Here is a 25,871-nt window from a genome sequence, read left to right as displayed (position 1 = left end):
TTTCGGCACGGTGGTTTGCAGCGGATGCGGTACGCAACTCTCCACGCATCCTTCCGGGAAAACCACATGATCCGAACCCTGCTGACTGCTTCTTTGCTGCTTGCACTAACCCTGCCCGCCCATGCCGGCGTCACGCCATTCCCCACTTCCTTCCGCACCCAGGACATCGCGGTGGAAGGCGCGAAGATCCACGTGCGCGTCGGCGGCAAAGGGCCTGCCGTGGTGCTGTTGCATGGCTTCGGCGACACCGGCGACATGTGGGCGCCTCTTGCTGCCGACCTGGCCAAGGATCACACGGTCGTGGTGCCGGACCTGCGCGGCATGGGTTTGTCGTCGATCCCGGACGGCGGCTACGACAAGAAGACGCAAGCGGGCGACATACGCGCGGTACTCGCAGCGTTGAAAATCGAACATTCCGTGGTCATCGGCCATGACATCGGCACCATGGTCGCCTTCGCCTACGCCTCGCGTTACCCGCAGCAAACCGATCGCCTGGTGGTCATGGATGCGCCCGTACCGGGCATTCCGCCGTGGAACGACATCGTGCGTTCACCGATGCTGTGGCACTTCGATTTTGGCGGCCCGGATGCCGAGCGCCTGGTGGCCGGTCGTGAGCGTATCTACCTCGACCGCTTCTGGAACGAGTTCGCCGGCGACCCGACCAAAGTGGACGAAGCCACCCGCCAGCATTACGCCAAACTCTACGCCCGCCCCGGCGCGATGCACGCGGCGTTCGCGCAGTTCCGCAGCATTCGCCAGGACGCCGTGGACAACGAAGCATCGATGAAGACACGCCTGACCATGCCCGTACTGGCCGTCGGCGGGGAAAAATCCTTTGGCAACAACGAAGCCATCGTCATGCGCAACGCCGCGGACAATGTCACGGAAGTGGTGATTCCAGGGGCAGGACATTGGTTGATGGAAGAGGCGCCTACGCAGACTATTCGGGCGATTCGCGACTTTTTGCAGTGACCGTCTGTGGCAGGGCAAAAACTGTCTACGGATCGTTGTCGAAGCCTGCCGCCCTGCCTGTTCGACGGGCACTCGCTCGACACTGCATCTACCCACCACTTAAAGTGCTGCCCCCTCAACAATGGATTGCCACCAAAAATGACTGAGACCTTCCAGGGCAGTTGCCTTTGCGGCGCCATCCAATACAAACTCCTGTCACGCCCCAAAGCTGTTTCGCACTGCCATTGCAGCCAATGCCGCAAAAGCCATGGCGCTGCATTTGCGAGCTACGGAAGTGTCTTGCGGGGCGACTTTGATCTGGTACAGGGTAACGACGACATCCGCTCTTACCCTTCCTCTGAATCTGTCGAGCGCCAGTTTTGCGCTCGCTGCGGCTCGTCGCTCTTCTGGTCAAATAACCAGGGCGAATACTCCGACTGGATCTCCATAGCCCTCGGTACGCTGGACACGCCCTTTACTTGCGATAAACAGAAGCATGTCGAGGTGACGTCCAAGGCTGTATGGCATGACATTCAGGATCACTGGCCGCAGTCCCGATAATCGCTTTGTGGCTCGAGAATGCTCATCCACCCCTGCATCATGCCGCTCGCTCCCCTTTCCCGTGGCACTCGTGCCAAAAGTGCAGAGCCTGCTACCACGCATCAGGTATTTACACTGCCAGCCCCAGGGGAGAAGCCTATCGAAATGGAAGTCATCTCATGTTTGAACGTAGCAAACTGGTTCCAGAGTTAATGGTCACCAACCTTGGTAACAGCCTGGTTTTTTGGGTGCATTGCCTTGGCTTCGAAGTAGCGTATCAACGCCCCGAAGATGGATTCGCTTACCTCGACTTGAACGGTGCTCAGGTGATGCTCGAGCAGATTGATCCGGACGCAGGCCAATGGCTTACGGCCCCCCTGACGAAGCCATTTGGAAGAGGAATCAACCTGCAGATCGACGTTGCCGCTGTCGCACCCATCACCCAAAAACTTGACCAAGCCGGATTTCCACTCTATCGAGCATGCAAAGACACCTGGTATCGGGCTGATAACGTAGAAGTAGGCCAGCGCGAATTCATCGTCCAGGATCCCGATGGTTATCTCGTCAGGTTGGTAGAGCGGTTGGGTGAGCGGCCGGCTTTTTCAATCTGAACGCAGGCCAAGGCGACCATCCGTTCAGTGTCGAAAGCATCCTTCCCTACTGACTGCAATCGACCTGAAAAACTGGGTAAAGTGTTGGCAAGACTGCCCGTACGAGCAAAAAAAGGATTAAAAAGTGAACGTCATAAAGGAATGGCTGGGTAAGCTGAAGAACAAGCAGGTGCCAGCCTCCTCATTGGTGGAGCATCGGCGAAACGAAGCGATGGAACTGCTGGGGAATGCTGAGAACAGTGGAAAATGGATAGAGATCAGTACTCACTACAACGGCTTCATTCGAGAAGTCGCTGTCAGGGGGCTGCGCGATCATCCTTCTCCTGAAGCGTTAGTCGCTTTGATAGAGCGTTTGAACGATTGGGTACCCCAGATTCGCGATCTGGCGTTGGAGGGGCTGAATCACTATTTAACTCCCTCTCGGGCCCAGGCGCTATTGATCGCACTGGAGCCACTCATAGCGTTGGCTGCGCGCCGAAGAGCCGATCATGGCCCCACGCTCATGGCCGCCCGCACAGTACTGCAGTCACCCGAGATCAAGGCTGAGGTCTACGCCAATTTCCTTGCGCGACAAGGTAAAGCTGCGCGCTATCTGTTTGCTCTTTTGCTGGAAAAGGACTCAACGCCGGAGACACTTTTAAGGGACGCCTTAGCCCATCGCGAGCTGACCGTACGCTTAGCTGCCGTGTCAGCTTGTCAGGATTTACCAGCTGCACAAGCTTCACCACTGCTACTCGAAGCCCTATCACGTCCGGGCGCCAAAGTTCGTGTCTGCGTGCTGCGCGCATTACTGCCTTTGTTCGACGATCCGAGGCCAATTTTGTGCAAGGCCTTGCTGGATGCATCCGCCTCAATCCGCAGTTTGGCGCGCTGGGCAGCAGCACGCCATGACGTCGATGCAAACGCGATCCTGAAAAAGAAATTGAATCAGGGCATTCCAACACGGAAACAGGATTGGCTCGGTGTCATTGGCTTGGCAACCGAACTTAACTTCCCTCTCGACAAGCTGTGGCTAACTGAAGCGATGCGCTCTCGCTATTCCACCGTGCGCCAAGCGGCCGTACGTCTGCTTGGCGATAACCAATTGTCCGAATTGCTGGGGGCGCTTGACGATCCGTCGGACAAAGTGTTTTACGCCGCAGTTGCTCAACTGGACAAGCTATCTTGGGCATCAGTGACACCTGGATCAGGTGCCAAACTAGATAGGGATTGGCATGAACTGTCGACAGCACGCCGCCAGGCGATACTTCAATTGAGACCTGGTTGGCAGCAGGTGGCGTACCTACTGGAGCGACTGGCTACTGAACCGGTTGCACAGGCTTTCTGGCTACGTCAGGTTGGCATGTGGTGCGATCGCCAATATCAAATCGTCGATCCGGTCACCTCAAAGGCCGAGCGAGAAGCATTGGCTCAAAAGCTTCGAAACCTGGCCGCAACAGGACTCATCGGCAGCGACAGCGTAGCCCGTGTTGCATCGACCGGTTGAATCCCCAACCAAAAGCTGACCTTTCAGGTCATCTGCCAGACGACAAATTTTCCACTGCTATGCTGATAAGACCTGTTTCTGCACTGGGGACGAGTAGCATGGCAGCACAAGGCAAGCATTCCCCATTCACGCTCAAGGCTATGGCCTGCTGGGCTGGGATTTTCCTTGTCGCTTGGGCTGTCATAAAGCTGCTCGACACTCACCTGGACCTGAGATTGTTGGCAGATAGCACGAGCTGGCCGCAACGTTTTTCGGATTGGCTTTCGCTGGAAACGCCAATGCCGAATTGGTCGCTGCTGATGATAATCGCGATTTTAATCAGCACTCTGTCTGCAGCGATTTACTACGCCCGCAACACTGATGGAGCTTACGACGAGCTACATGAGATAGAGCGAAAAGTTTACAAAATGAACAACCCTCAGTTCCCACGACTGACAGATAACCAAACGCTATTAATGGAAGCTTTGGCCTATCATGCAAATTTCAGGAAAGTTGCAAACCTGAACTCAATTTGCAAACTTGTCTCCCTCAGCACAGCAGAAGTTGAAGCCGATCTAAAGCAACTTCAAGACAAACGCCTTATCAAACAAAAAGTGACGCGGGGTACGTTTGGCGCCACCACCTTTGAACTTACCTTGGCAGGCAAGGATTATGCGTTAGAGCGTTTTCAGCTAACGTAGTACAGACAAAGTGGAGGTAGGCTGGAGGTGCTTTTTTGAGTAACGTAGTTCGCCCTCCAGGCGACATGACTCATCTTTTCACAAGATCAAGTGGCCCCATGTGGGTAATGTCCAAGGATGTGATCTTTCCCTACTGGACCGTCACTTTCCGGCTAGAACCAAACATACAGCTACTTCCAGACGCCACTTTGTAGACCACAGGTTTACAGACGTTGGTAGCGCCGTTCGAAATCACTGGCCAACTGTTCAAGCGTGACGCTTCCCAAGCGATCTATAAGCAGTGCCTGCGCCGCATCAAACGCTTCGGTCAGCGCAGCATTCACCGCTTGCTCCACCAGGCATTCTGGATGGTCGGTCGACAGACCGATGGCGAAGAGCGAGGACGAGCCCAAGGCCTGATGGATGTTCAACAGTGTTATATCCGCTAACGGTTTCGCCAGCGTCCAACCCCCACGGTGCCCCTTTTCCGAGCGCACATACCCCCCGTCCTTGAGCAGCGCCATGGTCCGCCGGACCACCACCGGGTTGGTACCGAGCATCTGCGCGATGGTATCGGACGTGGCGGGCTGTTCGTGGCGAGCCATGTGGATCAGCACGTGCAGCATGCGGGACAAGCGAGTGTCATTTCTCATGGATGGCGGTTTCCTGAAGTTGCGTGTGCCGAGTATCGCTCGACACAGCATAAGTTACGAGACTGTTGACACCCCGACATCACGTAACTTACGTTGTATCTAGAGTTTTCGAGCAGGTCGAAGACCCAGGGAGACTGATCAATGGTTTACGACGTGATCATCGTTGGTGGCAGCTATTCCGGTATTTCCGCAGGCTTGCAACTGGCACGGGCGCGCCGAAAGGTGTTGGTGATCGATGCAGGTCTGCGCCGTAATCGGTTTGCTCACAATTCACATGGATTTCTCGGGCAGGACGGTCGTGATCCCGGCACGATAGCCAGCGAGGCACGTGCCCAGTTGCTGGCCTATCCAACAGTCGAGTGGCTTTCGCAACCCGCCACCCAGGCAAAGACGGGCGATGGTGGATTTGTGATAACAGCCGCGAACGGGGAGCAATTCGCAGCGAGGCGTCTGATCCTGGCCACAGGGGTGGTGGATGAGTTGCCTGCGATTCCCGGGCTGTCAGAGCGCTGGGGGCAGCGAGTGTTTCATTGTCCGTATTGCCATGGATATGAACTGTACGGCGGACCGATTGGAGTATTGGCGGCGTCGCCAGTTGCCATCCACCAATCGCTGATGTTGCCGGACTGGGGGCCAACGACACTCTTCCTCAACGAGGTATTCGAGCCAGATGCCGAGCAGTTGGCGAAGCTGGCCAGGCGTGGGGTTGCGGTGGAGCGCGAACCTGTCTTGTCGGTTGGTGGGGAACAAGCCGATGTGACACTGGCCAGCGGTCGTGTGATCAAACTTGCAGGGCTGTTCACTCAGCCTCTCACGCGTATGGGCAGCCCACTGGCAGCGCTGCTTGGTTGCGAGTTTGAAGTCGGGCCGACGGGTGAGTTCATCAAGGTCGATGCGATGCGCGAAACCAGTGTACCCGGCGTGTTTGCCTGCGGGGATGCAGCAATAGCCGCAGGCAATGTGGCCGTCGCAGTGGGTGACGGCGCACGCACGGGCGGCGCGGCACACCAGTCGCTGATCTTTCGCTGAATACGCGTCGCAAGCGGATTAAGTGCGTCCGCCGGCACCCGACCTTCTCATGCCGATTGCCTGCGCCAGGTGCCGGGTGATGTGCCGAACTGGCGTTTGAATGCGCGACTGAACGCGGCTTCGGATTCGTAGCCCACTGCAAAGCCGATTTGCGCCACATTGCCGCGACCTTCGCGCAGGTGTTGAGCCGCCACGTGCATGCGCCAGAGCGTCAGGTATTGCATCGGTGGCTGGCCGACCAATGTCGTGAATCGTTCCGCGAAAACCGAGCGCGACATGCCCACTTCAAGCGCCAGGGCTTCTGCCGTCCAGCCCTCGGTTGGGCGAGCATGAAGCAGCGCCAATGCGCGCCCGATATGCGGATCCCGCAAACCCGCCAGCCACCCGCGCCGTTCAGCGGGGAGGCTCGCGACATACTGGCTGACGGCTTCGACGAAAAGCAATTCCGATAGCTTGGCGATGACCGTTGTCGAGCCGACGCGCCCCGCCGCGATCTCGCTGACAGCAAACCGGAATGAGCTTTCAATCCAGGCTCCCGAAGCCGTCGCGCGCACATCCAGTTTCAATAAGGATGGCAGCGACGAGAGCAAAGGACTGAAAGGGGTTTCAGTGCCGAGGAACCCACACAATAACTGCGTGACCTCGCCGCCTCCGCCGCACTTGATACGTGAAATGCCGCCGACTTCCGGCGGCTGAATAACGTCGCGCGCCGACATGGGAGCAACGCTCAGGTCGCTGCCAAACGTATGAACGTCATTGCGCGGAAGCAGAATGAGTTCGCCTGCCCCCACGTCGAGGGGGGCTTCACCGTCGATTTTCAATTGCATGTGCCCCGCAGCGACAAAATGCGAAGCAATGACATGTCGAGGGGCCGCCAGGAACGGTTTGCAATCGTCCGCAGAGATTTTTCCGCTGAGGCACCAGGGCGCAGTGAATTCCGCCTCGAGGAAGACTCCTCCAGAGAGCCGAATGACACGCAAGACATCAGAAAGCGCATCCAGCAATTGCCAGCCCTCCTTTCCGGAGTCCGGAGCATGTAATCAGGCGCACCGGTCATTCTGCGCCTGAACGGCGAGGCCTAGATTAGCACCAACGCGGACTCAGTGATCAGGACGCCCCCCAGAGGTTTCACTCATGGTCACAGGCTCCGACGTTAACCGTAATGGCCCCCTTCCAGTTCGACCAGGAAGCAGGAGATCGATATGAACACCGTCGCTACCCTACCCGACGCAGATTCGGGCAACGCCGCCCGTTATGCTCAACTCGTCAGGTCCTCGAAAAAAGCCGAATGGCAGATCGATCGCGATTTGCTCCAGGACCGCCGCTTCGACTTCTCGCGCAAATTCTTGCCCGACGGACTCTCGCGGATCGACCGCCAGACCTTTCTCAGCGCAGACGAGGCGCGCCTGCTCAGCCAGATTCAGGGCCGAACCTATGCGTATATCTTTGGCCTGGTCGAGCGTTTCATCAGTGCCAAAATGCTCGATCAAGGTCGGGCCCATGTCTTTGACGATCAGCTCGCGCTTGAAGCGCTGGTGCGATTTTCCAATGACGAGATCAAGCATCAGGAGCTGTTCCGGCGCATAGAAACGATGATGGATGCGCAATTGCCGTCGGGATATCGTCAAGTGGCCGATCCGAACGATGTGGCGCGTGCGGTACTGGCGGCCAGCACCTGGTCGGTGCTGGCGCTGACCTGTCATATCGAGCTGTTTGTTCAAACGCATTACGCAAAAAGCATCGCCCCGCGCGAGGAGTTGTGCCCGCTCTTCAAGGATGTCTTCAAATTTCACTGGAAGGATGAAAGCCGGCACGTCGTACTCGATGAGCTGGAATGGAAAGCGGAGCATGCGAAACTTTCGCCAGTCGAGCGCGACCAGGCCGTGAACGATCTGATTGCGCTGGTGGCAGCCGTCGATGCAATCCTGCAGGCGCAATCGGCATCCGATGCCAACTACTTCATTCGCAATGTTCCACGCTCGTTCAGTGTTGACGAGACCGCGCAAATCAATGCCTCCGTGCTGGGCGCCTACCGCTGGCAGTACATTATCTCGGGCGTGCAGCATCCACATTTTGGCCAACTGCTTGCGCGCATGACAACACCCGAACAGATGTCCAGGATTCAGACCGCACTGGCTCCCATCATGAGCAACTGATCTAAAGGGTGCGGCCGACCTCGCGTCGGCCGCGCGGATGTGCAATGACGTGCTGGATTGAGGATGGCAGCCATGACGATACCGATGTGGATGTTGCTGGGGTTCGCGACCTGGACTTTGCTGCTGTTGATGGCAACCGTCGGGGTATATCGCTGGGTCAGAATCCTGTTCTCGAATGTTCCGATTGCCTCTTTCCGAAGCGATCAGCCCGATGGCGAGGATTGGTATCGGCGCGGAACTCGAGCGCATGCGAACTGTGTGGAAAACCTGCCCGTCTTTGGCGCCATCGTGTTCGTGATTTCAGCCCTTGGTATCAACACACCCGCCGTTGACTACTTGTCCATGCTCGTCCTGATTGCTCGCGTGTGCCAGTCTCTGGTTCACGTATCTCATGTGCAGACAAACAGGTTCGTGGCGGTTCGGTTTACCTTCTTTTGCGTTCAGTTGGTCTGTTTCCTTGCGCTCATTGTGATAGCGGCGAGTTACGGCGCATGAGTAAGGGATGAAGTGCTTGCTTGCCGCAAACGTCGAGGGCAATGCGTTGCCGCTCTCGGCAAGCCTGCGCCACGACCCCAACTCAGCGACGCTGTTCGGTTCGCAAACAACCCCATGAAACCCCTTCTGATCCTGAGGGTGACGTCGTTATCATGGACGCCGGTTTGACAGGAGAAATGCAATGGAACTGAAGTTCAGTCACGTCGATGTACTGGTCACGAATCTCGAAGAAGCCTGTGCTTACTACGCACAGACACTGAAGGCCAGGATCTCTAAAACGCTCGTCTGGGAACGCGGTGGCCTGCACGTGCGCTACGCGATTGCGTTGATTGGTCAGGAGCGTTTCATGCTGGTGCAACCGTTGGCGGGGAACCTGAAAGAACTCCTGGATTCATCGGGTGAAGGCATGATTTATCGCCACTGCTACTCCACGCCGGACATCGAGAAGGCCTATGACGAATTGATCGCCACGGGTGTTCAGCCAGAAGACGAAAACGGCAAACCACTGGCCCGCGCGAACCTGCAATCCCCGTCCGGGGCCCGCATCATCTGGTTGCCCAAACGCTTCGGGCACTTCTCCATCGAGATATTGGAAGACAGGGCGCTGGAAGCATTTATCGAAGAGGCGTTTGCCTGAAATCTGGTCTCGGGATTCGGAAGTTGACCACAGCGCTCCCGTCATCTGCCTCAATAGGTTTTTGCCAAGCCCTCAGCAGCGGAGATGTATCCCGTCCTCCTGAAAACAGATCAGAAGGTGTAAACCTTATTCAGGACGGGACAACTCTCGAATTAAAGCCCCCCGCCAACGCCTTTTTTGTAGTTCAGTGCCCCGCAACCGCAGGCCGGCCAGCCGCACGCGGCCCCGATTTGAAGCCGTGAGCCCGTGCCCCCCAGACAATCGCAAACCCCACTCCCACCAACACCATCATTGCCCAGGGAAAAGAGGCGATGCCCCATCTATCCAGCAACACGCCGCCCACTACCCCACTCCCCGCAATCGCACTGTTCCAGGCCACCACATTCAGCGACAACGCCACATCGGCCCCATCTCCCGCCGCGTCTGCCAGCGCCGTTTGCAACAACGTCGCCGCCCCGCCGAAGCTCAACCCCCAAACCGCCACGCCGATGTAGATCACTTCAGGCACGCTCCCCAAAAATCCAAGCACAACGCAAACCGCCGCAAACGTCGCCAGGCTCACCAACACTGTCTTGCGCAACAACGGCTCAACCAATTTGGCAGTCAGCCAGATCCCCGCCAACGCCGCAGTACCAAACACCAACAATACTAAATCCACCCGATCCCCCAACCCCGCCGGCACCACGAACGGTGCGATGTAGGTGTAGAGAATGTTGTGGGCCAGCATCCAGCAGATCACCACCGCCAGCACGGGGCGCACGCCCGGAGTGGTCAGAACGGTGCGCAGCGACAGGCGCTGGTGCTCGGCTTGGGAGGGGTAGTCCGGGACTTTCACCAGCACCCAGGCAATCAGCACCAGGGTCAGGGCCGACATGATGCCGAAGGTCGTGCGCCAACCCACGAGGCCGCCCAGCCAGGTGCCGAGGGGTACCCCCAGGGACAGGGCAATCGGTGTGCCGACCATGGCCAGCGCCAGCGCCTTGCCCTGTTGATGGGGCGCGACCATGCGTCGGGCGTAACCGGCCAACAGGCTCCAGGCCAGCCCCGCCGCGACGCCGGCGAAGAAGCGCGCCACCAGGGTCGCTCCGTAGTGGGATGACAGCGCGGTGATGGAGTTGAACAGCAGGAAACCGACGATGGTCAGCAGCAGTACATTACGGCGGCGCCATCCACGGGTGGCGATGGTCATGGGGATCACCGCCAGAACCGAACCCAGCGCGTAAGCGGTGACCATCTGCCCGGCCATGGAGGGGGAAATCGCCAGTCCTTCGCTGATCAGGGGCAATAGGCCGGCGGGCAATGTTTCGGTGACGATGCAGATGAAGCCGGTCATGGCCAGTGCAAGCAAGGCGCCAATGGGTAGGCGCTCGGGCGCCACCGATAAGGTAATTGAGGGTGTCACGGTAGATTCCTTGAGTGAGGATTTTCGACTTAAATACTGATCGATACAAATGTTGAAGGCTGCCAGCACTCGTTGTCAACGACTTATGTATCGACTAGTATTTATCTCGTAATCCTCAGGAGCCTTGAAATGGCGCAAATGGGCCGCCCCCGAACCTTTGACCGCGACCAAGCCGTGGAACAGGCCATGCACCTGTTTTGGCAACACGGCTACGACGCGACCTCCCTCGCTCAGTTGAAAGCCGGATTGGGCGGCGGAATTTCCGCACCGAGTTTTTACGCGGCATTCGGTTCCAAGGAAGCGTTGTTTGACGAGTGTGTGCAGCGTTATCTGGCGACTTTCGCTCAAGTCACCGAATGCCTGTGGGACGGGAGCCTGCCTCCACGCCAGGCTATCGAAACCGCGCTGCGCCAATCGGCGCGCATGCAATGCGAAGAAGGTCATCCCAAAGGCTGCATGGTGGCCCTCGGCGTGATGAGCGCGCCCAGCCCGGAGAGTGCGCGGGTGGTCGATGCATTGACCCATTCACGCACCCGCACTCGTGCGGGGATTTTGGCGTGTGTCGAGCGGGGTATCAGTACAGGTCAATTGCCGGGCAATGTTCACGCGCCCGCGATGGCTACGGTGTTCGACAGTTTCCTGCAGGGTATTTCCATCCTCGCTCGGGATAACACGTCGCATGAGGTAATTGATGCGGCCATCACCCAGATACTGCTGACTTGGGACATTACGGCCTCTTCCGCTCCGCCAGCTATCGCAATGGCCAACAGGGACTGATTGATTTAACCCGTGAGGCCATGGCGTGAATCCGGCGCAACTGCGTAATTGTCAAAGGCCCGTCCAGGGCCGGGTTATCGGATAGCCGGGAACTCTTCGACGCTGTCAGGCCAGGCAGATAGAACCTCAAAGCCATCGTCAGTGACCGCCACCATGTGCTCCCACTGGGCCGAAAGGGAGTGATCCTTGGTGACAACGGTCCAGCCGTCCGCCAGGGTTTTCACATGACGCTTACCCGCATTCAGCATCGGCTCAATGGTGAAAATCATGCCCGCTTTCAACTGCAATCCCTGGCCGGGATAGCCGTAATGGAGGATCTGCGGTTCGTCGTGATAGACCTTGCCAATACCGTGACCACAGTATTCGCGCACAACACTGAATCCATCCCTTTCGGCGACCGACTGAATGGCATAACCGATATCGCCCAGTGTGGCGCCGGGGCGAACGACTCGAATACCGGCGCACAGCGCTTCGTAGGTGGTCTTGACCAAATGCCGAGCCTGCGGACTGGGTTCACCCACGAAATACATTCGACTGGTGTCGCCATACCAACCGTCCTTTTTGACAGCGACGTCGATATTCACAATGTCGCCATCCTTCAGGACCGTGGCCGAAGGCAGGCCATGGCAGACCACCTGGTTGACGGACGTCAGCACGGTTTTCGGGTAGCCGAGATACCCGATATTCCCCGCAATGGCCTTTTGCACATTGACGATGTAGTCGTGACAGCGCTGATCGAGCTCGTCGGTGGTGACACCCGCTTTCACATAAGGCGCAATCATGGCCAGCACCTCGGCCGCCAGCGTTGCAGCGGCACGTGAGCAGGCGATGTCTGCCTGGGTATTGATGCGCACGTTCGCCCTCATTTCCTGGCTCCGATGGCTGCATGAACCTGTGGGCCTTGCGAACTTTCTTCGAGGGCGCAGAGTTTCTTCAAATCAAGACCGCCTTGCAGTTCTGCACGAATCAGCATGCGGCAAATGTCGCTGTGATCCAGGTCGGGGTGTAATTCGGCAAGCATCCCGATACGCATCCAGTGCTCGGCCTGAGCGTTTATCGAGCGACTCAACGCATCGCTCGCGACGCGCAGATGCTCATGCATGTCTTCAGAAATTTTTACGATGCCCATCAGTTTCACTATATGAAATGGATATGGAACGTATATTAGTCGGTTTGGGCGTTAATTCAAATGCACGTTATGGCAATGAGGAAGGATTGCTGATGGATCTGATCGATCCGCCTGCAAAGGTAGTAATGATTTGGGCGAATGAGTCAGCCCTACGGACTCTGCAGCGGCCTCGTTCTCAAAGACCGCACTCCTGCAACGCCCCATGCCAGGCAATGAATTGACAATCAGACAGCATTTGACCTGCCCATATGGAAAACCGTATATTCGATTAACCATATGTACACAGAGAAGTCACCATGCGCGTTTTGTTCATGTGCACCGCCAATAGCTGCCGCAGCATCCTCTCCGAAGCGATGTTCAATCATCTCGCGCCGCAAGGTTTTCAGGCAGTCAGTGCCGGCAGCTTCCCCAAGGGCCAGGTTCTGCCGCGCAGTCTTGTGACGCTGCAAGAAGCCGGCATCGCGATTGACGGGTTGAGCAGTAAAGGCAACGACGCCTTCGAAGCCAACCCACCGGACATTGTCATCACCGTCTGCGACAAGGCTGCCGGCGAGGCGTGCCCGGTTTACTTCGGGCCGGCGCTGAAGGCCCATTGGGGATTGGAAGATCCATCCGAGGTGAAGGGCGACGAAGCGCTCGTGACCGCGGCCTTCCACTCGACCCTGGCCCGCATCGAAACACGCTGCCGGGCCTTCCTTGCCCTGCCCTTCGGCGAACTTGACCGGGATGCCTTAAAGCGCGAACTCGATCGCATCAGCACCCTGTAACCGGAGCCCTCATGTCCCACGAACTGCCCAATCTCGACGCCTCCCTGATTCAATCCATTGCCGGTGACGACACCCCGCACAAGCCGCGAATCCTGCTGTTGTACGGATCGACCCGACCGCGCTCATTCAGTCGTCTGCTGATCGAGGAAGCCGCCCGATTGCTCGAACATTTCGGTGCAGATACGCGGATCTTCAATCCATCCGGCCTTCCTCTGCCGGACGATGCACCGACCGATCACCCGAAAGTCCAGGAACTGCTCGAACTGATGCAATGGTCCGAAGGACAGGTCTGGTGTTCACCCGAGCGTCACGGCTCGATGTCGGCCGTGTTCAAGGCGCAGATAGACTGGGTGCCGCTCGCGCTCGGCGCCATTCGCCCGACCCAGGGCAAAACCCTCGCGGTCATGCAAGTCAGTGGTGGCTCTCAGTCGTTTAACGTGGTGAATCAACTGCGCGTGCTGGGGCGCTGGATGCGGATGTTCACCATCCCCAACCAGTCTTCCGTGCCGAAGGCTTATCTGGAATTCGACGAAGACAACCGTATGAAACCGTCCGCGCTTTATGACCGGGTGGTGGACGTCATGGAGGAGCTGGTGAAGTTCACCCTGTTGCTGCGCGAGCGCCCGGACCTGGTTGACCGTTACTCCGAACGCAAGGAGTCAGCGGAGGAACTGACCCGGCGGGTGAATCAGCGGTCGATTTGAAGCTCCCCAACGCTTTATAGATCGCAACGAATAAAACACCGATGTGGCGAGATAGAGAAAACCCTATCTCGCCACACCGGTGTTGTTGTAGTCGGCAGTCCCCACTATCAGCCCTGCGCTTTGCTCATTTTGGTGAACAGCTCGGTTGGCACTTTCTTGCCGTTGGAGGTGAACTGGTTGGTGCGGAATTTGTAGACCTCGCCTTCGGAAAGGAAACCGTCGTTGTTGGTGTCCATCGCCTTGAACTCTTCAGCACCCTTTGGGGCCACGGTCAGCAATTCTTTCAGGGAAACTCGGCCGTCGTGGTCGGTGTCGGTACGGGCGAAGGAAGCGTCGCCGCATTTGCCTTCACCGCACTTGCCTTCACCGGCCTTGGTGACCTTGGCGCCGGTTTCGCTGGCGCCGCACTTGCCTTCGCCACACTTGCCTTCACTGGTCTTTTCCGCCGCGGCGAGTTGGTAGCCTTGAGGCAGTGCGTCAGCGGCGAAGGCGGACGAAGCGAGGTTCATGCAGCCGACCAGTGAAACAGCGATCAGGCCAATACGGGATTTGTTCGAAAGACGGGACATGGTTATTTCTCCGGATACTGTGTGCGGTAAGGCCGCTCAGGGTCATGCCACCAGGGCGATAAGCCGTGGTGCGAGGTGCGTTTGCTTTCTCGCTAAGGCCAGGCTATTTGACTGCAACCGTGTATCCCGGATGTATCCGGATCGAGGGGCATTTGTACGCCAGCATCTTTACAGCGGGTCTGGATACACAGCGATACATTTGGCCCACTGTTTTTTATCCTGGCGGCCTGGAAGCCCCTGAACAAATCGGCATCAAACCTATCCCTGAGCAATTCCAACACGTTCGTAGTCAGGCCCCCGCCGCAGAAGATGTCCGGACCAGACTCGCTCATCCTGCAGCCCTGCCATACTGTTCATCATGGCCAGTGCAACCTTCCGCTTCTACGAGGAGCTCAACGATTTCCTGCCGGCCGAACGGCGGCGGCAGTCATTCACCTGCAAGTGCGCGCGAGGGGCGACGGTCAAGCACATGATCGAGGCGCTCGGGATACCGCACACGGAGGTCGAACTGGTGTTGCTCAACGGCGAGTCGGTGGGTTTCGAGCGGGTGATCTTCGATGATGACCGGTTGGCGGTGTATCCCAAGTTCGAAACGCTGGACATCAGCCCGCTGTTAAAGGTTCGGGCTCAACCTTTACGGGTGCTGCGCTTCGTCGCTGATGCGCACCTGGGCGGGCTGGCCAACCTGCTGCGCATGAGCGGCTTCGACACTCTCTACGATAATCGCTTCGAGGATGGCGAGATTGCTGAGATCGCTGCGCAGCAAGGACGTATCGTGCTGACCCGTGACCGCGAACTGCTCAAGCGGCGGATCATCAGCCATGGCTGTTACGTGCATGCCCTGAAACCGTCGCTGCAGCTGCGCGAATTGTACGAGCGCCTCGACCTGGCGCGTAGCGCGCGGCCATTCAGCCTGTGCCTTCATTGCAACCTGCCGCTGCACGAGATCAGCCCGGAACTGGCCCGGTCGCAGGTGCCGCCACGCGTTGGCGCCCTCTATTCGCACTTCCTGCGTTGCGATGCCTGCCAACGGATTTACTGGAAGGGTTCGCACTGGCGCAGCATGTGTGCACTGCTGGCACCTCTGCTGAACCGATAGCCGAATGCATCGACAGGGAAGAGATCGCATCCATCTCCAAACATGTCCCGCTCGTACTAGCGTTTCCGAGGCTTGCACCGGTGCATAGAGGTTAACCATTGGTCGAGAAAAACTCAGGGCAGAAGTCCTCCCCTAAACTACTGATCTAGTATCAACGCAAGTTTCGGCAGGAGATTCTCATGTCGTTGGCTGAAGAACAAAAACCGCAGCGTCGCAAAGAAGCCCGGCTGTTTGTCTTTCTTGTCGTCTGCCTTTTTCCGCTGCTGTCGGTCGCGATAGTGGGCGGCTATGGCTTCCTCATCTGGTTTTTCCAAATGCTCTACGGCCCGCCCGGGCCACCTAACTGATAGTTCTCTTTCAGAGCCTGTTGGAGTCAGCGCATGGACGAAACTCTGCATATAGCCAGCCTGGTGGTACTTGCCCGACCTGAACTATTCGACGCCGTCAAAGCCAACTTGCGTCTATTGGACGGCCTGGAATTACATCACGAAAGTGCCGCCGGAAAACTGGTGGTCGTGCTTGAGGCCAGCCACGAAAATCAGATCCTGCAACGTATCGAGCAAATCAACAATCTGCCGGGTGTGCTCAACGCCGCGTTGATCTATCACGAACTCCTAGAGCCCACAGGAGACACCGAATGAGCATGTCCCGCCGAGAGTTCGTCAAGGCCCAGGCCGCGGCCATCGCAGCCGCCGCCGCTGGCCTGCCGATTGCCACGTCCGCCAGTAACCTGATTACCGAAGCGGACATGGTCACCCTGGACTGGAACAAGGCGCCCTGCCGTTTCTGCGGCACCGGGTGCAGCGTGATGGTCGCGACCCGCGACAACCGGGTGGTCGCCACCCATGGCGACGTCAAGGCCGAGGTCAATCGCGGACTCAACTGCGTGAAGGGCTATTTTCTCTCCAAAATCATGTACGGCGTGGACCGCCTGACCCAGCCTCTGCTGCGCATGACCAACGGCCAGTTCGACAAACAGGGCGAATTCCAGCCGATCAGCTGGGACCAGGCCTTCGACATCATGGAAGAAAAGTTCAAGCAAGCCCTGAAGAGCAAAGGCCCGGAATCGATCGGCATGTTCGGTTCCGGGCAATGGACGGTTTGGGAAGGTTACGCGGCCAACAAATTGATGAAAGCCGGTTTTCGCAGCAACAACATCGACCCCAACGCCCGCCATTGCATGGCCTCGGCGGTGATGGGTTTCATGCGCACTTTTGGCGCGGATGAACCGATGGGCTGCTACGACGACATCGAAGCCACCGACGCCTTTGTGCTGTGGGGCTCGAACATGGCTGAGATGCACCCGATTCTATGGAGCCGGGTCACCGACCGGCGCCTGAGCCAGCCGCATGTGAAAGTCGCGGTGCTGTCGACCTTCGAACATCGCAGCTTCGAACTGGCCGATATTCCCATGGTATTCACGCCGCAATCCGACCTGCTGATCCTCAATTACATTGCCAACCACATCATTGAAAACGGTAAGGTCGATAAGGATTTCATCAGCAAGCACACGCGCTTCGCCAAAGGCGCCGATGACATCGGCTACGGCTTGCGTCCCGACGACCCACGGGAAAAACAGGCGAAGAATGCCGACAAGGCCAATACCTGGACCGACATGTCCTTCGAGCAGTTCGCCGCGTTCGTCAAACCCTACACCCTGGAACGTACCGCGAAAGAGTCCGGCGTGGCCCCGGAACACCTCAAGGCCCTGGCTGAACTTTATGCGGACCCCGAACGCAAGGTAGTGTCGTTCTGGACCATGGGTTTCAACCAACACACACGCGGGGTGTGGGCCAACAACCTGATCTATAACATCCACCTGCTCACCGGCAAGATCAGCGAGCCGGGCAACAGCCCATTCTCGTTGACCGGCCAGCCGTCAGCCTGTGGCACTGCGCGGGAGGTCGGCACCTTCTCCCACCGCTTGCCCGCCGACATGGTAGTGACCAACCCCAAGCACCGCGCCACCGCAGAACAGATCTGGAAACTGCCGGCCGGCACCATTCAGGAGAAGGTCGGTTTTCACGCGGTGCAACAGAGCCGCATGCTCAAGGACGGCGTCCTCAACGTGTATTGGACCCAGGCCAGCAACAACATGCACGCCGGGCCGAACATCATGCAGGAAGTCTTGCCGGGTTGGCGCAACCCGGAAAACTTCGTCATCGTCTCGGACGTTTACCCCACCGTTTCCGCCCAGGCCGCCGACCTGATCTTGCCCAGTGCCATGTGGGTGGAAAAGGAAGGTGCCTTTGGCAATGCCGAACGTCGCACGCAGTTCTGGCATCAATTGGTCAGCGCACCGGGAGACGCCAAATCGGACTTGTGGCAGCTGATGGAGTTTTCCAAACGCTTCACCACCGACGAAACCTGGCCCGCCGAGTTACTGGCCAAATCGCCGCAATACAAAGGCAAAACCCTGTTCGAGGTTCTATTCAGGAACGGTCAGGTCGACCAGTTTCCCGTCGAGCAAATCGAGGCCGGCTTCAAGAACGACGAAGCCAAGGCCTTTGGTTTCTATGCGCAAAAAGGCTTGTTCGAAGAGTACGCCCGGTTCGGTCGTGGCCACGGCCATGACCTGGCACCCTTCGACCTTTACCACAGCGAACGTGGCCTGCGCTGGCCGGTGGTCGACGGCAAGGAGACCCGCTGGCGTTATCGCGAGGGCCTTGATCCTTACGTGGAGGCCGGCAGCGAAGTGCAGTTCTATGGCTACCCGGACAAGAAGGCGATCATCTTCGCCCTGCCCTACGAGCCACCGGCCGAAATCCCGGATGCTGACTACCCGTTCTGGCTAAGCACCGGCCGTGTCCTCGAACACTGGCATACGGGCAGCATGACCCAGCGAGTCGAGGAGTTGTACAGAGCGGTGCCGGACGCCCTGGTGTACATGCATCCGGAGGACGCCAAGGCCTTGAAGGCACGGCGTGGCAGTGAAGTGAAGCTGATCAGCCGCCGCGGTGAAATCCGCGCGCGCATCGAAACCCGCGGGCGCAACAAACCACCCCGCGGCCTGGTGTTCGTACCGTTTTTCGATGCCAACAAGTTGATCAACAAGGTCACGCTCGACGCCACCGACCCGATCTCCAAGCAGACCGACTACAAGAAATGCGCCATCCGCATCGAGTTGATCAGCGCGGCTTGAGGAGAACCGTCATGACTTTTCGAATCCTGCCCCTGGTACTGCTTGCCGCAATGGGCATGGTGCTCGCCGCCGAGGTCGATTACCCGCTGGACGCGCCCGGCCCAGACGGTCGCCGCCCCGGCGGTACCCTCACCCGGAGCATGCCCGCGCCACCGATTGCCAACGATGAAAACAAGGACCTGAAGCGCGAGCGCAACTATCCTGACCAGCCGCCGACCATTCCCCACAGCATTCGCGGGTACCAGATCGACAAGAACGGCAACAAATGCCTGACGTGCCACAGCCGGGCCAATAGCGCGCGCACCCAGGCGACGATGATCAGCATCACCCACTACATGGACCGCGACGGTCAGGCGCTGGCGGCGGTCTCGCCCCGGCGCTACTTCTGTACTCAGTGCCACGTGCCGCAAAAAGAGGTACTGCCGCTGGTGGGCAACACCTTTGAAACCATCGACAAAATCCTGCAAGACGATGCCAACGCCGCGCAGAAACCTTGAGGAGGCGCCATGAAAGCACTGTTCGCCCTGCTTAAGGATTATTGGGGCATCCTCTGTCGACCCAGCGTTTACTTCAGCCTGGGGTTTCTGACACTGGGCGGCTTTATCGCCGGGATCATTTTCTGGGGCGGTTTCAACACAGCGCTGGAGCTGACCAACACCGAGAAGTTCTGCATTTCCTGCCACGAGATGCGCGACAACGTCTATGTCGAGTTGCAGGACACCATTCACTACACCAACCGTTCCGGTGTGCGCGCCAGTTGCCCGGACTGCCACGTTCCCCATGAGTGGACGCACAAGATCGCGCGCAAGATGCAGGCATCGAAGGAAGTCTGGGGCAAGCTGTTCGGCACCATCGACACTCGCGACAAATTCCTCACCTTGCGCCGTGAACTGGCGGAACATGAATGGGCCAGGCTCAAGGCCAACGACTCGCGCGAATGTCGCAATTGCCACAACTTTGAGTTCATGGACTTTACCCGCCAGGGCAAACGCGCTGCGGCCATGCACTCCACCGCATTGGCCAAGGGCGAGGCCACTTGCATCGACTGCCACAAGGGCATTGCGCACAAGTTGCCCGATATGAGTGGCGTGAAAGGATGGTGATGCATCCGAAATATCCGACCGGCCGCCCCACACCGTCAGCGTAGGGCGACAGATTTCACGCCGGCATCAGTTCGTGGCTACCACTTTTTTGTCGCCACTGTCCCACCCTCCTCCCAACGCCTTATAGATCGCGACGATCCCCCGGTACTGATCAATCTCACCCAACGCCTGCGCATCTTCGGCGTTCAAGCGTTCACGCTGCGCGTCCAGCAACACCAGATAATCCACCGTGCCTTCCTTGTACTGGATCGCCGCCAGGTCTGCAGCCGCTCGGCTGGACTCGCTTTGCCGGATCAACGACAGCAGCCGCTGCTGGCGTTTGCCGTAGTCGCTGAAGGCGTTTTCCGACTCTTCCAGCGCCAGCAGCACTTGCTGTTCGTAGGTGGCCAAGGCGCCTTCGGCATTCGCGTCGGCACCCCGGATGCGCGCTCGCACACTGCCCAGGTCAAAGGCTGCCCAGGTAATGCTCGGTCCCAATCCCCAGGCTCTGGCGGCACTGGAACCAATCTGCGATCCACGGCCAGCGGTGAAACCGAGGAAGCCGCTCAAGCTCACTCTCGGGAACAGGTCGGCGGTGGCCACGCCGATTTCCGCCGTGGAGGACGCCAGTCTGCGCTCGGCGGCGAGCACATCGGGACGCCGGCGCAGCAGCTCGGCGGGATCACCGATCGGCAACGCTTTGGCGATGGCGGGCAACTGCGCCGGGCTCAACGACACGCTCAACGTATCCGGGCGTTCACCCAACAGCGTGGCGATGCGGTTTTTCTGCCGTACCTGTTCCGCTTGCAGTTGCGGAACCGTCGCCTCGACAGCCGCCAAACGTGCGTCGGCGCGCACCACGTCGAGCTCATTGCCCACGCCGGCATCGCGCAGGCTGACCGTCACGCTGCGCGAATCCTGCTGATTCTTCAGGTTGGCCAGGGCAATTTTTTCCCGCAATTGCGCGCCGCGCAATTGGCCGTAGGCATCCACCAGCTCGGCGATCATTGTCACGCGAAGCTGATACAAGTCTGCGGCGGCAGCGTCTTCCTGGGCGCTGCTGGATTCCAGTTGACGCTGGATCCGGCCGAACAGATCGACTTCCCAAGCCATGTCGAGGCCCAGGTCGTAGCGCTCGATATTGACGCGGCTTTCGGTCAGGCCAGGCACTTGCGACTTGCCCTGCTGGCTGCTGACGCGGCTGGTGACGACCGGCAGATTGTCATTGCTGACGTCATCACGAATCGCCCGGGCGGCTTTCCAGCGGGCAAACGCGACGCGCAAGTCGCGGTTGCCTTCCAGGGATTTGCTCACCAACTGATTGAGCGTGGGGTCATCAAACTGTTGCCACCACACCGTTTCAAATCGCGATTGATCGTAGGCACTGCCTTGGGCAGACACGACGTTGGCAGGCGCGGTGTCAGGCGTTTTGTAGTCCGGGCCTACCGTGCAGGCGCCGAGCGCGACGACCAGAAGGCTGGGTAAAAAAAGCTTCAAGGTGTTCATGAATGTGCCTCCTGATTGAGTGCGTTTGCCTGATGAACCTTGGTGACCTTGCGCGCGTTCTTGCGCTCGATGTAGCGACGAATCAGCACGAAGAACACCGGCGTCAGCAGCAACCCGAAGAAGGTCACGCCGAGCATTCCGGAGAACACCGCGACGCCCATCGCACGGCGCATTTCCGAGCCGGCACCCGTGGACGTCACCAGCGGAATCACCCCCATGATGAACGCGAAGGACGTCATCAGAATCGGCCGCAGACGCATGCGGCAAGCGTCCAGCACTGCATCCAGCGGCGACATGCCCTGGTCCTGTTTATCCTTGGCGAACTCGACGATCAGGATCGCGTTCTTGCAGGCCAGGCCGACCAGCACGATCAGGCCGATCTGGGTGAAGATGTTGTTGTCGCCCTTGGAAATGATCACCCCGGCAATCGCCGACAGCAGGGTCATCGGCACAATCAGAATCACCGCCAATGGCAGGCTCCAGCTTTCATACAGCGCCGCCAGCACCAGGAACGCCAACAGCACGCAGAGCGGGAACACCAGCAACGCCGTGTTGCCCGACAAAATCTGCTGGTAGGTCAGGTCAGTCCACTCGTACGTCATGCCGTTGGGCAATTCTTCCTTGAGCAACTTTTCAATCGCGGCTTGTGCCTGTCCGGAGCTGTAGCCGGGGGCTGCACTGCCGTTGATTTCTGCGGTGAGGAAGCCGTTGTAGTGCGAGACCCGGTCAGGGCCTGACGTCGGGCTGACCTTGACGAACGTGGCCAGCGGAATCATCTCGCCGCGATCATTGCGCACCTTCAACTGACCGATCTGTTCAGGCTCCTGGCGGAACTGTTGCTCAGCCTGCACGTTGACCTGATAGGTCCGGCCAAAACGGTTGAAGTCGTTGGCGTACAGCGAGCCCAGGTAGACCTGCAAGGTGTCGAAAATATCGTTGATCTTCACCCCGTGAGTCTTGGCTTTTTCCCGCTCAATGGCGGCTTCGACCTGCGGCACGTTGACGGTGTAACTGGTGAACAGGTTGGCCAGCTCCGGCGTGCTACGGCTCTTGGCGATGATATTCATCGTCTCTTTGTACAGCTCGTCGTAGCCCAGGTTGCCACGGTCTTCGATCTGCAGACGGAAGCCACCGATGGTGCCCAAGCCTTGTACCGGAGGTGGCGGGAACACGGCGATGTAGGCGTCCTGAATGCCGCCGAACTTGCCGTTGAGCGAGGCAGAAATCGCCTTGGCAGACAGGCTCGGGTCTTTACGCTCTTCAAACGAACTCAAGCCGATGAACGCAATACCGGCGTTCGGGCTGTTGGTGAAGCCGTTGATTGAAAGGCCCGGGAATGCCACGGCACTGTCGAAACCCGGCTCGTTCATGGCGATGGTGCTCATGCGACGGATCACCGATTCGGTGCGATCGAGACTTGCGGCATCCGGCAGTTGCGCGAAGGTCACCAGGTACTTTTTGTCCTGGGTCGGCACGAAGCCGGTCGGCGTGGTGCTGAAACCCATCCAGGTCATGGCGATCAGACCGGCGTACACCAACAACGCCACGCTGCTGCCACGAATGACTTTGGCCACGGCAACCATGTAGCCGTGACTGGCCTTTTCAAAGAAGCGGTTGAACGGTTTGAACAGCCAGCCACCGAGCAAACGATCCAGCACTCTGGAGAACCGGTCTTTCGGTGCGCCATGGGCCTTGAGCAACACCGCCGCCAACGCCGGCGACAAGGTCAGGGAGTTGAACGCCGAGATCACCGTGGAAATCGCGATGGTCAACGCGAACTGTTTGTAGAACTGTCCCGTAAGACCCGAGATGAAAGCCGCAGGCACGAACACCGCGCACAGCACCAGCGCCGTGGCGATGATCGGCCCGGTCACTTCGCCCATGGCTTTCTTGGTCGCTTCGACCGGTTCCAGTCCGGATTCAATGTTTCGCTCGACGTTCTCCACCACCACAATGGCATCGTCGACCACGATCCCGATGGCGAGTACCAGGCCGAACAGCGATAGCGCGTTGAGCGAAAATCCGAGTAGGTGCATCACGGCAAACGTACCGATCAGCGACACGGGCACGGCCACCAATGGAATGATCGAAGCACGCCAGGTTTGCAGGAACAGGATGACGACCAGCACCACGAGAATCAGTGCTTCAAACAGCGTGTGCACCACCGCCTCAATCGAGCTGCGGACGAAAATTGTCGGGTCGTAGACGATCTCGTAATCCATGCCTTCGGGGAAATTTTTCTTCAGCTCGGCCATCTTCGCCCGCACCTGATCGGAGACGTCGATGGCGTTGGAACCTGGCCGCTGGAAGATCGGCATCGCCACCGCTTCCTGGTTGTTGAGCAAGGCGCGCAAGGCGTACTGGTTGGAACCCAGTTCGATCCGGGCAATGTCCTTCAGGCGCGTGATTTCGCCGTTCGGGCCACTGCGCACGATCACGTTTTCAAACTCTTCTTCGCTGACCAACCGCCCTTGGGAGTTGATCGACATCTGGAAGCTGGTGGCATTCGGCGCAGGTGGCGAACCCAGTTGGCCGGCGGCGACTTGACGGTTCTGTTCACGCACCGCAGTGACCACATCAGTGGCAGTCAGATTGCGCGAGGCGGTTTTGTCCGGATCGAGCCAGATACGCAGCGAGTAATCGCCGATGCCGAACATCTTCACATCGCCGATCCCTTCCAGACGCGACAGCTCGTCCTTGACGTTGAGGATCGCGTAGTTGGACAGGTAGAGCATGTCGTAGCGTTTGTCCGGCGACACCAAGTGCACCAGCAACGTCAGCTCGGGCGATGCCTTGTCGACGGTGATACCGATACGCGTCACTTCCTCGGGCAGCTTGGGCTCGGTACGGGTCACGCGGTTCTGGACCTGCACCTGGGCGTTGTCCAGATCGGTGCCCAACGCGAAAGTCACGGTCAGGGTAAGCCGGCCATCAGCCGTGGATTGCGAGGACATGTACAGCATGTTCTCGACACCAGTGATGGCTTGCTCCAAAGGGGCTGCCACGGTTTCGCCGATGACTTTCGGGTTGGCGCCCGGGTAGTTGGCGTGAACGACAACGGTCGGTGGAACCACTTCCGGATATTCACTGATCGGCAACTGGAACAGCGAGATCGCGCCGGCGATCAGGATCAGCAGCGACAGCACCGCCGCGAAGATCGGCCGAGTGATAAAGAACTGGGAGAACTTCATGTCGGTGCTCCTTATCCGCGAGGTGCAGCGGCAGAATCCGCTTTCACCAGGGCAGGTGATTTAGCGGCAGCCGGCTGATTGGAGGCTTCGATGGCCTGACGTTGGCGAGCCAGTGTGGCGACGGTTTCCGGGCTGGCCATCGGCGCATCCTGCGGGTCGATCACTGCACCGGGCCGCACGCGCTGCAAGCCGTTGATGACGATGCGATCGTCTTTCTGCAAGCCGCTGCGCACGATGCGCAAGCCTTCAAGCTTCGGCCCCAGATCGACGCTGCGATACACGGCTTTGTTGTCCTGATCGACCACCAGCACGAATTTTTTGCCGAGGTCGGTGCCCACCGCTTCGTCCTTGATCAACAGGCCGGGATAGGCGGCGCTGCCCACCAGTTTCAACCGGGCATACAGGCCGGGGGTGTACTGGCCGTCCGTGTTGTCGAACACCGCGCGACCACGGATGGTGCCGGTTTTCGGATTGACCTGGTTGTCGACGAAGTTCATCTGCCCGAGGTGGCTGTTGCCCTCCTCGTTCGACAGGCCCATGTACACCGGCGTGGCTTGACCGCGCTGGCCCTGGCGGGAAAGCAGGCTGTACTTGAGGAACATGCGCTCGTCCGCATCGAAATAGGCGTAGACCTTGTCCGTGGAGACCACGCTGGTCAGCGCTGTAGTGTCGGCGGTCACGATGTTGCCGGCGGTGATTTCCGCACGGCTGACGCGGCCGGTGATCGGCGCGGTAACGCGGGTGAAACTGAGGTTCAAACGCGCCAGATCCAGCTGCGCCTGAATGGCATCGACACCGGCCCGGGCTTCTTGCGCAGTCGTCGTGCGGGTGTCGGCGAGCTCGGCGGAGATTGCGTTGCTGCTCAATAGACGTTGGCCGCGCTGCGCTTCGTTGCCGGTGCGGACCAGGGTGGCGCGTGCCTGTTGCAGCTGCGCCTCGATGCGATGCACCTCATGTTCGAACGGCCGTGGATCAATCTGGAACAGCAAGTCGCCCTTCTTCACCAGCGCGCCATCGGTAAAGGCAACACGTTCGATCTGGCCCGACACCCGTGGACGAACCTCGACGGTTTCCGGTGCTTCCAGGCGAGCGGTGACTTCATCCCACTCGGTAATGGGCTGCTCGAGCACTTTGGCGACGGTGACGTGCGGCGCCCCCGGAGCCTGTGCGGCGCTGGGTGTACGTTCACACGCGGCAAGCATCAGCAGCGCCAACGCAGCCAAGGGATAACGCAAAGGTTTGAGTGACTGTTCCATGGGGGGTGTCCGCCAGACGGTTTGGGATTT

27 protein-coding genes are annotated in these 25,871 nt (G+C 58.7%); 18 read left to right on the top strand and 9 right to left on the bottom strand.

The window, feature by feature from the left end; translation table 11 throughout:
• Positions 1–66: 66 nt before the first annotated feature.
• The 5 genes from KGA82_RS02295 to KGA82_RS02275 all read left to right on the top strand — a co-directional run bounded on the left by KGA82_RS02295 (position 67) and on the right by KGA82_RS02275 (position 4,268).
• On the top strand, positions 67–972 hold the full coding sequence (locus tag KGA82_RS02295; RefSeq protein ID WP_223449515.1) for an alpha/beta fold hydrolase: 906 nt from the start codon (positions 67–69) through the stop codon (positions 970–972).
• A 138-nt stretch (positions 973–1,110) separates the two neighbouring features.
• On the top strand, positions 1,111–1,512 hold the full coding sequence (locus tag KGA82_RS02290; RefSeq protein WP_192228246.1) for a GFA family protein: 402 nt from the start codon (positions 1,111–1,113) through the stop codon (positions 1,510–1,512).
• A 158-nt stretch (positions 1,513–1,670) separates the two neighbouring features.
• Positions 1,671–2,102 (top strand): bleomycin resistance protein, encoded by a 432-nt coding sequence (locus KGA82_RS02285; protein ID WP_223449514.1) that lies wholly within the window; start codon positions 1,671–1,673, stop codon positions 2,100–2,102.
• A gap of 124 nt (positions 2,103–2,226) precedes the next feature.
• Entirely contained in the window at positions 2,227–3,588 is a 1,362-nt protein-coding gene (locus tag KGA82_RS02280) for a HEAT repeat domain-containing protein (protein ID WP_223449513.1), read from the top strand.
• A gap of 98 nt (positions 3,589–3,686) precedes the next feature.
• Positions 3,687–4,268, top strand: coding sequence for a hypothetical protein (locus KGA82_RS02275; protein ID WP_192228249.1), 582 nt, complete (start codon positions 3,687–3,689; stop codon positions 4,266–4,268).
• A gap of 203 nt (positions 4,269–4,471) precedes the next feature.
• On the opposite strand, the gene KGA82_RS02270 is transcribed toward KGA82_RS02275, so the two are convergent.
• Positions 4,472–4,900 (bottom strand): Rrf2 family transcriptional regulator, encoded by a 429-nt coding sequence (locus KGA82_RS02270; RefSeq protein WP_008038831.1) that lies wholly within the window; start codon positions 4,898–4,900, stop codon positions 4,472–4,474.
• A 141-nt stretch (positions 4,901–5,041) separates the two neighbouring features.
• On the opposite strand from KGA82_RS02270, the gene KGA82_RS02265 reads away from it, so the two are divergent.
• The gene (locus KGA82_RS02265; protein WP_223449512.1) at positions 5,042–5,929 is read left to right on the top strand and encodes an NAD(P)/FAD-dependent oxidoreductase; all 888 of its coding nucleotides are present in this window, start codon (positions 5,042–5,044) and stop codon (positions 5,927–5,929) included.
• A gap of 47 nt (positions 5,930–5,976) precedes the next feature.
• On the opposite strand, the gene KGA82_RS02260 is transcribed toward KGA82_RS02265, so the two are convergent.
• Positions 5,977–6,933: an AraC family transcriptional regulator gene (locus KGA82_RS02260; protein WP_223449511.1), complete on the bottom strand. Its 957-nt coding sequence runs from the start codon at positions 6,931–6,933 to the stop codon at positions 5,977–5,979.
• A 198-nt stretch (positions 6,934–7,131) separates the two neighbouring features.
• Here KGA82_RS02260 and KGA82_RS02255 point away from each other — a divergent pair, with 198 nt between their 5' ends.
• The 3 genes from KGA82_RS02255 to KGA82_RS02245 all read left to right on the top strand — a co-directional run bounded on the left by KGA82_RS02255 (position 7,132) and on the right by KGA82_RS02245 (position 9,217).
• Complete coding sequence (locus KGA82_RS02255; RefSeq protein ID WP_223449510.1) at positions 7,132–8,085, top strand: diiron oxygenase; 954 nt, start codon at positions 7,132–7,134, stop codon at positions 8,083–8,085.
• Positions 8,086–8,157: 72 nt separating this feature from the next.
• Positions 8,158–8,580, top strand: coding sequence for an MAPEG family protein (locus KGA82_RS02250; protein ID WP_192228253.1), 423 nt, complete (start codon positions 8,158–8,160; stop codon positions 8,578–8,580).
• 181 nt (positions 8,581–8,761) lie between these two features.
• The gene (locus KGA82_RS02245; RefSeq protein WP_223449509.1) at positions 8,762–9,217 is read left to right on the top strand and encodes a VOC family protein; all 456 of its coding nucleotides are present in this window, start codon (positions 8,762–8,764) and stop codon (positions 9,215–9,217) included.
• A gap of 184 nt (positions 9,218–9,401) precedes the next feature.
• Here the strand turns inward: KGA82_RS02245 and KGA82_RS02240 are convergent, their stop codons facing one another.
• A complete protein-coding gene (locus KGA82_RS02240; protein WP_008038838.1) occupies positions 9,402–10,619 on the bottom strand; it encodes an MFS transporter in 1,218 nt (405 codons plus the stop codon).
• 129 nt (positions 10,620–10,748) lie between these two features.
• Here KGA82_RS02240 and KGA82_RS02235 point away from each other — a divergent pair, with 129 nt between their 5' ends.
• On the top strand, positions 10,749–11,396 hold the full coding sequence (locus KGA82_RS02235) for a TetR/AcrR family transcriptional regulator (protein WP_008038840.1): 648 nt from the start codon (positions 10,749–10,751) through the stop codon (positions 11,394–11,396).
• Between the two features lie 74 nt (positions 11,397–11,470).
• Here KGA82_RS02235 and map read toward each other — a convergent pair whose 3' ends face one another.
• Positions 11,471–12,262 carry a type I methionyl aminopeptidase gene (gene map / locus KGA82_RS02230; RefSeq protein WP_223449508.1) on the bottom strand — a complete coding sequence of 264 codons (792 nt, stop codon included), beginning with the start codon at positions 12,260–12,262 and terminating at the stop codon, positions 11,471–11,473.
• Positions 12,259–12,525, bottom strand: a complete 267-nt coding sequence (locus KGA82_RS02225; protein ID WP_008038842.1) for a ParD-like family protein — start codon at positions 12,523–12,525, stop codon at positions 12,259–12,261. The genes map and KGA82_RS02225 overlap by 4 nt, the downstream gene beginning before the upstream one ends.
• 296 nt (positions 12,526–12,821) lie before the next feature.
• Here KGA82_RS02225 and KGA82_RS02220 point away from each other — a divergent pair, with 296 nt between their 5' ends.
• Entirely contained in the window at positions 12,822–13,292 is a 471-nt protein-coding gene (locus KGA82_RS02220) for an arsenate reductase ArsC (protein ID WP_223449507.1), read from the top strand.
• Between the two features lie 11 nt (positions 13,293–13,303).
• Complete coding sequence (gene arsH, locus KGA82_RS02215; RefSeq protein ID WP_223449506.1) at positions 13,304–13,996, top strand: arsenical resistance protein ArsH; 693 nt, start codon at positions 13,304–13,306, stop codon at positions 13,994–13,996.
• A 107-nt stretch (positions 13,997–14,103) separates the two neighbouring features.
• Here arsH and KGA82_RS02210 read toward each other — a convergent pair whose 3' ends face one another.
• The gene (locus KGA82_RS02210; protein ID WP_192228256.1) at positions 14,104–14,565 is read right to left on the bottom strand and encodes a hypothetical protein; all 462 of its coding nucleotides are present in this window, start codon (positions 14,563–14,565) and stop codon (positions 14,104–14,106) included.
• A gap of 358 nt (positions 14,566–14,923) precedes the next feature.
• Here KGA82_RS02210 and KGA82_RS02205 point away from each other — a divergent pair, with 358 nt between their 5' ends.
• The 6 genes from KGA82_RS02205 (at position 14,924) to KGA82_RS02180 (ending at position 19,909) form a co-directional block, all read left to right on the top strand.
• Positions 14,924–15,664, top strand: coding sequence for a Mut7-C ubiquitin/RNAse domain-containing protein (locus KGA82_RS02205; protein WP_223449505.1), 741 nt, complete (start codon positions 14,924–14,926; stop codon positions 15,662–15,664).
• 179 nt (positions 15,665–15,843) lie between these two features.
• Positions 15,844–16,011, top strand: coding sequence for a periplasmic nitrate reductase, NapE protein (gene napE / locus KGA82_RS02200; protein ID WP_008038857.1), 168 nt, complete (start codon positions 15,844–15,846; stop codon positions 16,009–16,011).
• 33 nt (positions 16,012–16,044) lie between these two features.
• Positions 16,045–16,305, top strand: a complete 261-nt coding sequence (locus KGA82_RS02195; RefSeq protein ID WP_008038861.1) for a chaperone NapD — start codon at positions 16,045–16,047, stop codon at positions 16,303–16,305.
• A complete protein-coding gene (gene napA / locus KGA82_RS02190; RefSeq protein ID WP_223449504.1) occupies positions 16,302–18,806 on the top strand; it encodes a nitrate reductase catalytic subunit NapA in 2,505 nt (834 codons plus the stop codon). Before KGA82_RS02195 ends, napA begins: the two co-directional genes overlap by 4 nt.
• Positions 18,807–18,817: 11 nt before the next feature.
• Positions 18,818–19,303 (top strand): nitrate reductase cytochrome c-type subunit, encoded by a 486-nt coding sequence (locus KGA82_RS02185; protein WP_008038876.1) that lies wholly within the window; start codon positions 18,818–18,820, stop codon positions 19,301–19,303.
• Between the two features lie 9 nt (positions 19,304–19,312).
• Positions 19,313–19,909, top strand: coding sequence for a cytochrome c3 family protein (locus KGA82_RS02180; RefSeq protein WP_008038883.1), 597 nt, complete (start codon positions 19,313–19,315; stop codon positions 19,907–19,909).
• Positions 19,910–19,975: 66 nt separating this feature from the next.
• Here KGA82_RS02180 and KGA82_RS02175 read toward each other — a convergent pair whose 3' ends face one another.
• Genes KGA82_RS02175 through mexE form a run of 3 tightly spaced genes read right to left on the bottom strand, consistent with a single transcriptional unit; the run spans position 19,976 to position 25,841 of the window.
• A complete protein-coding gene (locus KGA82_RS02175; RefSeq protein ID WP_223449503.1) occupies positions 19,976–21,394 on the bottom strand; it encodes an efflux transporter outer membrane subunit in 1,419 nt (472 codons plus the stop codon).
• A complete protein-coding gene (locus KGA82_RS02170) occupies positions 21,391–24,585 on the bottom strand; it encodes an efflux RND transporter permease subunit (RefSeq protein ID WP_223449502.1) in 3,195 nt (1,064 codons plus the stop codon). Before KGA82_RS02170 ends, KGA82_RS02175 begins: the two co-directional genes overlap by 4 nt.
• Before the next feature lie 11 nt (positions 24,586–24,596).
• A complete protein-coding gene (mexE, locus tag KGA82_RS02165) occupies positions 24,597–25,841 on the bottom strand; it encodes a multidrug efflux RND transporter periplasmic adaptor subunit MexE (RefSeq protein WP_223449501.1) in 1,245 nt (414 codons plus the stop codon).
• Positions 25,842–25,871: the final 30 nt, after the last annotated feature.

This window comes from Pseudomonas sp. BF-RE-22, assembly GCF_019956155.1.
Lineage (GTDB): Bacteria > Pseudomonadota > Gammaproteobacteria > Pseudomonadales > Pseudomonadaceae > Aquipseudomonas > Aquipseudomonas migulae.
The sequence above is the reverse complement of the archived record's forward strand: the minus strand, read 5'-3'. Positions and strand labels throughout refer to the sequence as shown.

Excerpts from the sequence above, each read along its gene's own strand:
- KGA82_RS02180 (WP_008038883.1), top strand. The coding sequence starts at position 19,313 with ATGAAAGCACTGTTCGCCCTGCTTAAGGATTATTGGGGCATCCTCTGT.
- KGA82_RS02255 (WP_223449510.1), top strand. The coding sequence starts at position 7,132 with ATGAACACCGTCGCTACCCTACCCGACGCAGATTCGGGCAACGCCGCC.
- KGA82_RS02285 (WP_223449514.1), top strand. The coding sequence starts at position 1,671 with ATGTTTGAACGTAGCAAACTGGTTCCAGAGTTAATGGTCACCAACCTT.
- KGA82_RS02235 (WP_008038840.1), top strand. The coding sequence starts at position 10,749 with ATGGCGCAAATGGGCCGCCCCCGAACCTTTGACCGCGACCAAGCCGTG.
- mexE (WP_223449501.1), bottom strand. The coding sequence starts at position 25,841 with ATGGAACAGTCACTCAAACCTTTGCGTTATCCCTTGGCTGCGTTGGCG.
- KGA82_RS02195 (WP_008038861.1), top strand. The coding sequence starts at position 16,045 with ATGGACGAAACTCTGCATATAGCCAGCCTGGTGGTACTTGCCCGACCT.
- napA (WP_223449504.1), top strand. The coding sequence starts at position 16,302 with ATGAGCATGTCCCGCCGAGAGTTCGTCAAGGCCCAGGCCGCGGCCATC.
- KGA82_RS02245 (WP_223449509.1), top strand. The coding sequence starts at position 8,762 with ATGGAACTGAAGTTCAGTCACGTCGATGTACTGGTCACGAATCTCGAA.
- KGA82_RS02295 (WP_223449515.1), top strand. The coding sequence starts at position 67 with ATGATCCGAACCCTGCTGACTGCTTCTTTGCTGCTTGCACTAACCCTG.
- KGA82_RS02205 (WP_223449505.1), top strand. The coding sequence starts at position 14,924 with ATGGCCAGTGCAACCTTCCGCTTCTACGAGGAGCTCAACGATTTCCTG.
- KGA82_RS02185 (WP_008038876.1), top strand. The coding sequence starts at position 18,818 with ATGACTTTTCGAATCCTGCCCCTGGTACTGCTTGCCGCAATGGGCATG.
- KGA82_RS02175 (WP_223449503.1), bottom strand. The coding sequence starts at position 21,394 with ATGAACACCTTGAAGCTTTTTTTACCCAGCCTTCTGGTCGTCGCGCTC.
- KGA82_RS02275 (WP_192228249.1), top strand. The coding sequence starts at position 3,687 with ATGGCAGCACAAGGCAAGCATTCCCCATTCACGCTCAAGGCTATGGCC.
- KGA82_RS02170 (WP_223449502.1), bottom strand. The coding sequence starts at position 24,585 with ATGAAGTTCTCCCAGTTCTTTATCACTCGGCCGATCTTCGCGGCGGTG.
- KGA82_RS02290 (WP_192228246.1), top strand. The coding sequence starts at position 1,111 with ATGACTGAGACCTTCCAGGGCAGTTGCCTTTGCGGCGCCATCCAATAC.
- arsH (WP_223449506.1), top strand. The coding sequence starts at position 13,304 with ATGTCCCACGAACTGCCCAATCTCGACGCCTCCCTGATTCAATCCATT.
- KGA82_RS02225 (WP_008038842.1), bottom strand. The coding sequence starts at position 12,525 with ATGGGCATCGTAAAAATTTCTGAAGACATGCATGAGCATCTGCGCGTC.
- napE (WP_008038857.1), top strand. The coding sequence starts at position 15,844 with ATGTCGTTGGCTGAAGAACAAAAACCGCAGCGTCGCAAAGAAGCCCGG.
- KGA82_RS02265 (WP_223449512.1), top strand. The coding sequence starts at position 5,042 with ATGGTTTACGACGTGATCATCGTTGGTGGCAGCTATTCCGGTATTTCC.
- KGA82_RS02250 (WP_192228253.1), top strand. The coding sequence starts at position 8,158 with ATGACGATACCGATGTGGATGTTGCTGGGGTTCGCGACCTGGACTTTG.
- KGA82_RS02220 (WP_223449507.1), top strand. The coding sequence starts at position 12,822 with ATGCGCGTTTTGTTCATGTGCACCGCCAATAGCTGCCGCAGCATCCTC.
- map (WP_223449508.1), bottom strand. The coding sequence starts at position 12,262 with ATGAGGGCGAACGTGCGCATCAATACCCAGGCAGACATCGCCTGCTCA.
- KGA82_RS02270 (WP_008038831.1), bottom strand. The coding sequence starts at position 4,900 with ATGAGAAATGACACTCGCTTGTCCCGCATGCTGCACGTGCTGATCCAC.
- KGA82_RS02210 (WP_192228256.1), bottom strand. The coding sequence starts at position 14,565 with ATGTCCCGTCTTTCGAACAAATCCCGTATTGGCCTGATCGCTGTTTCA.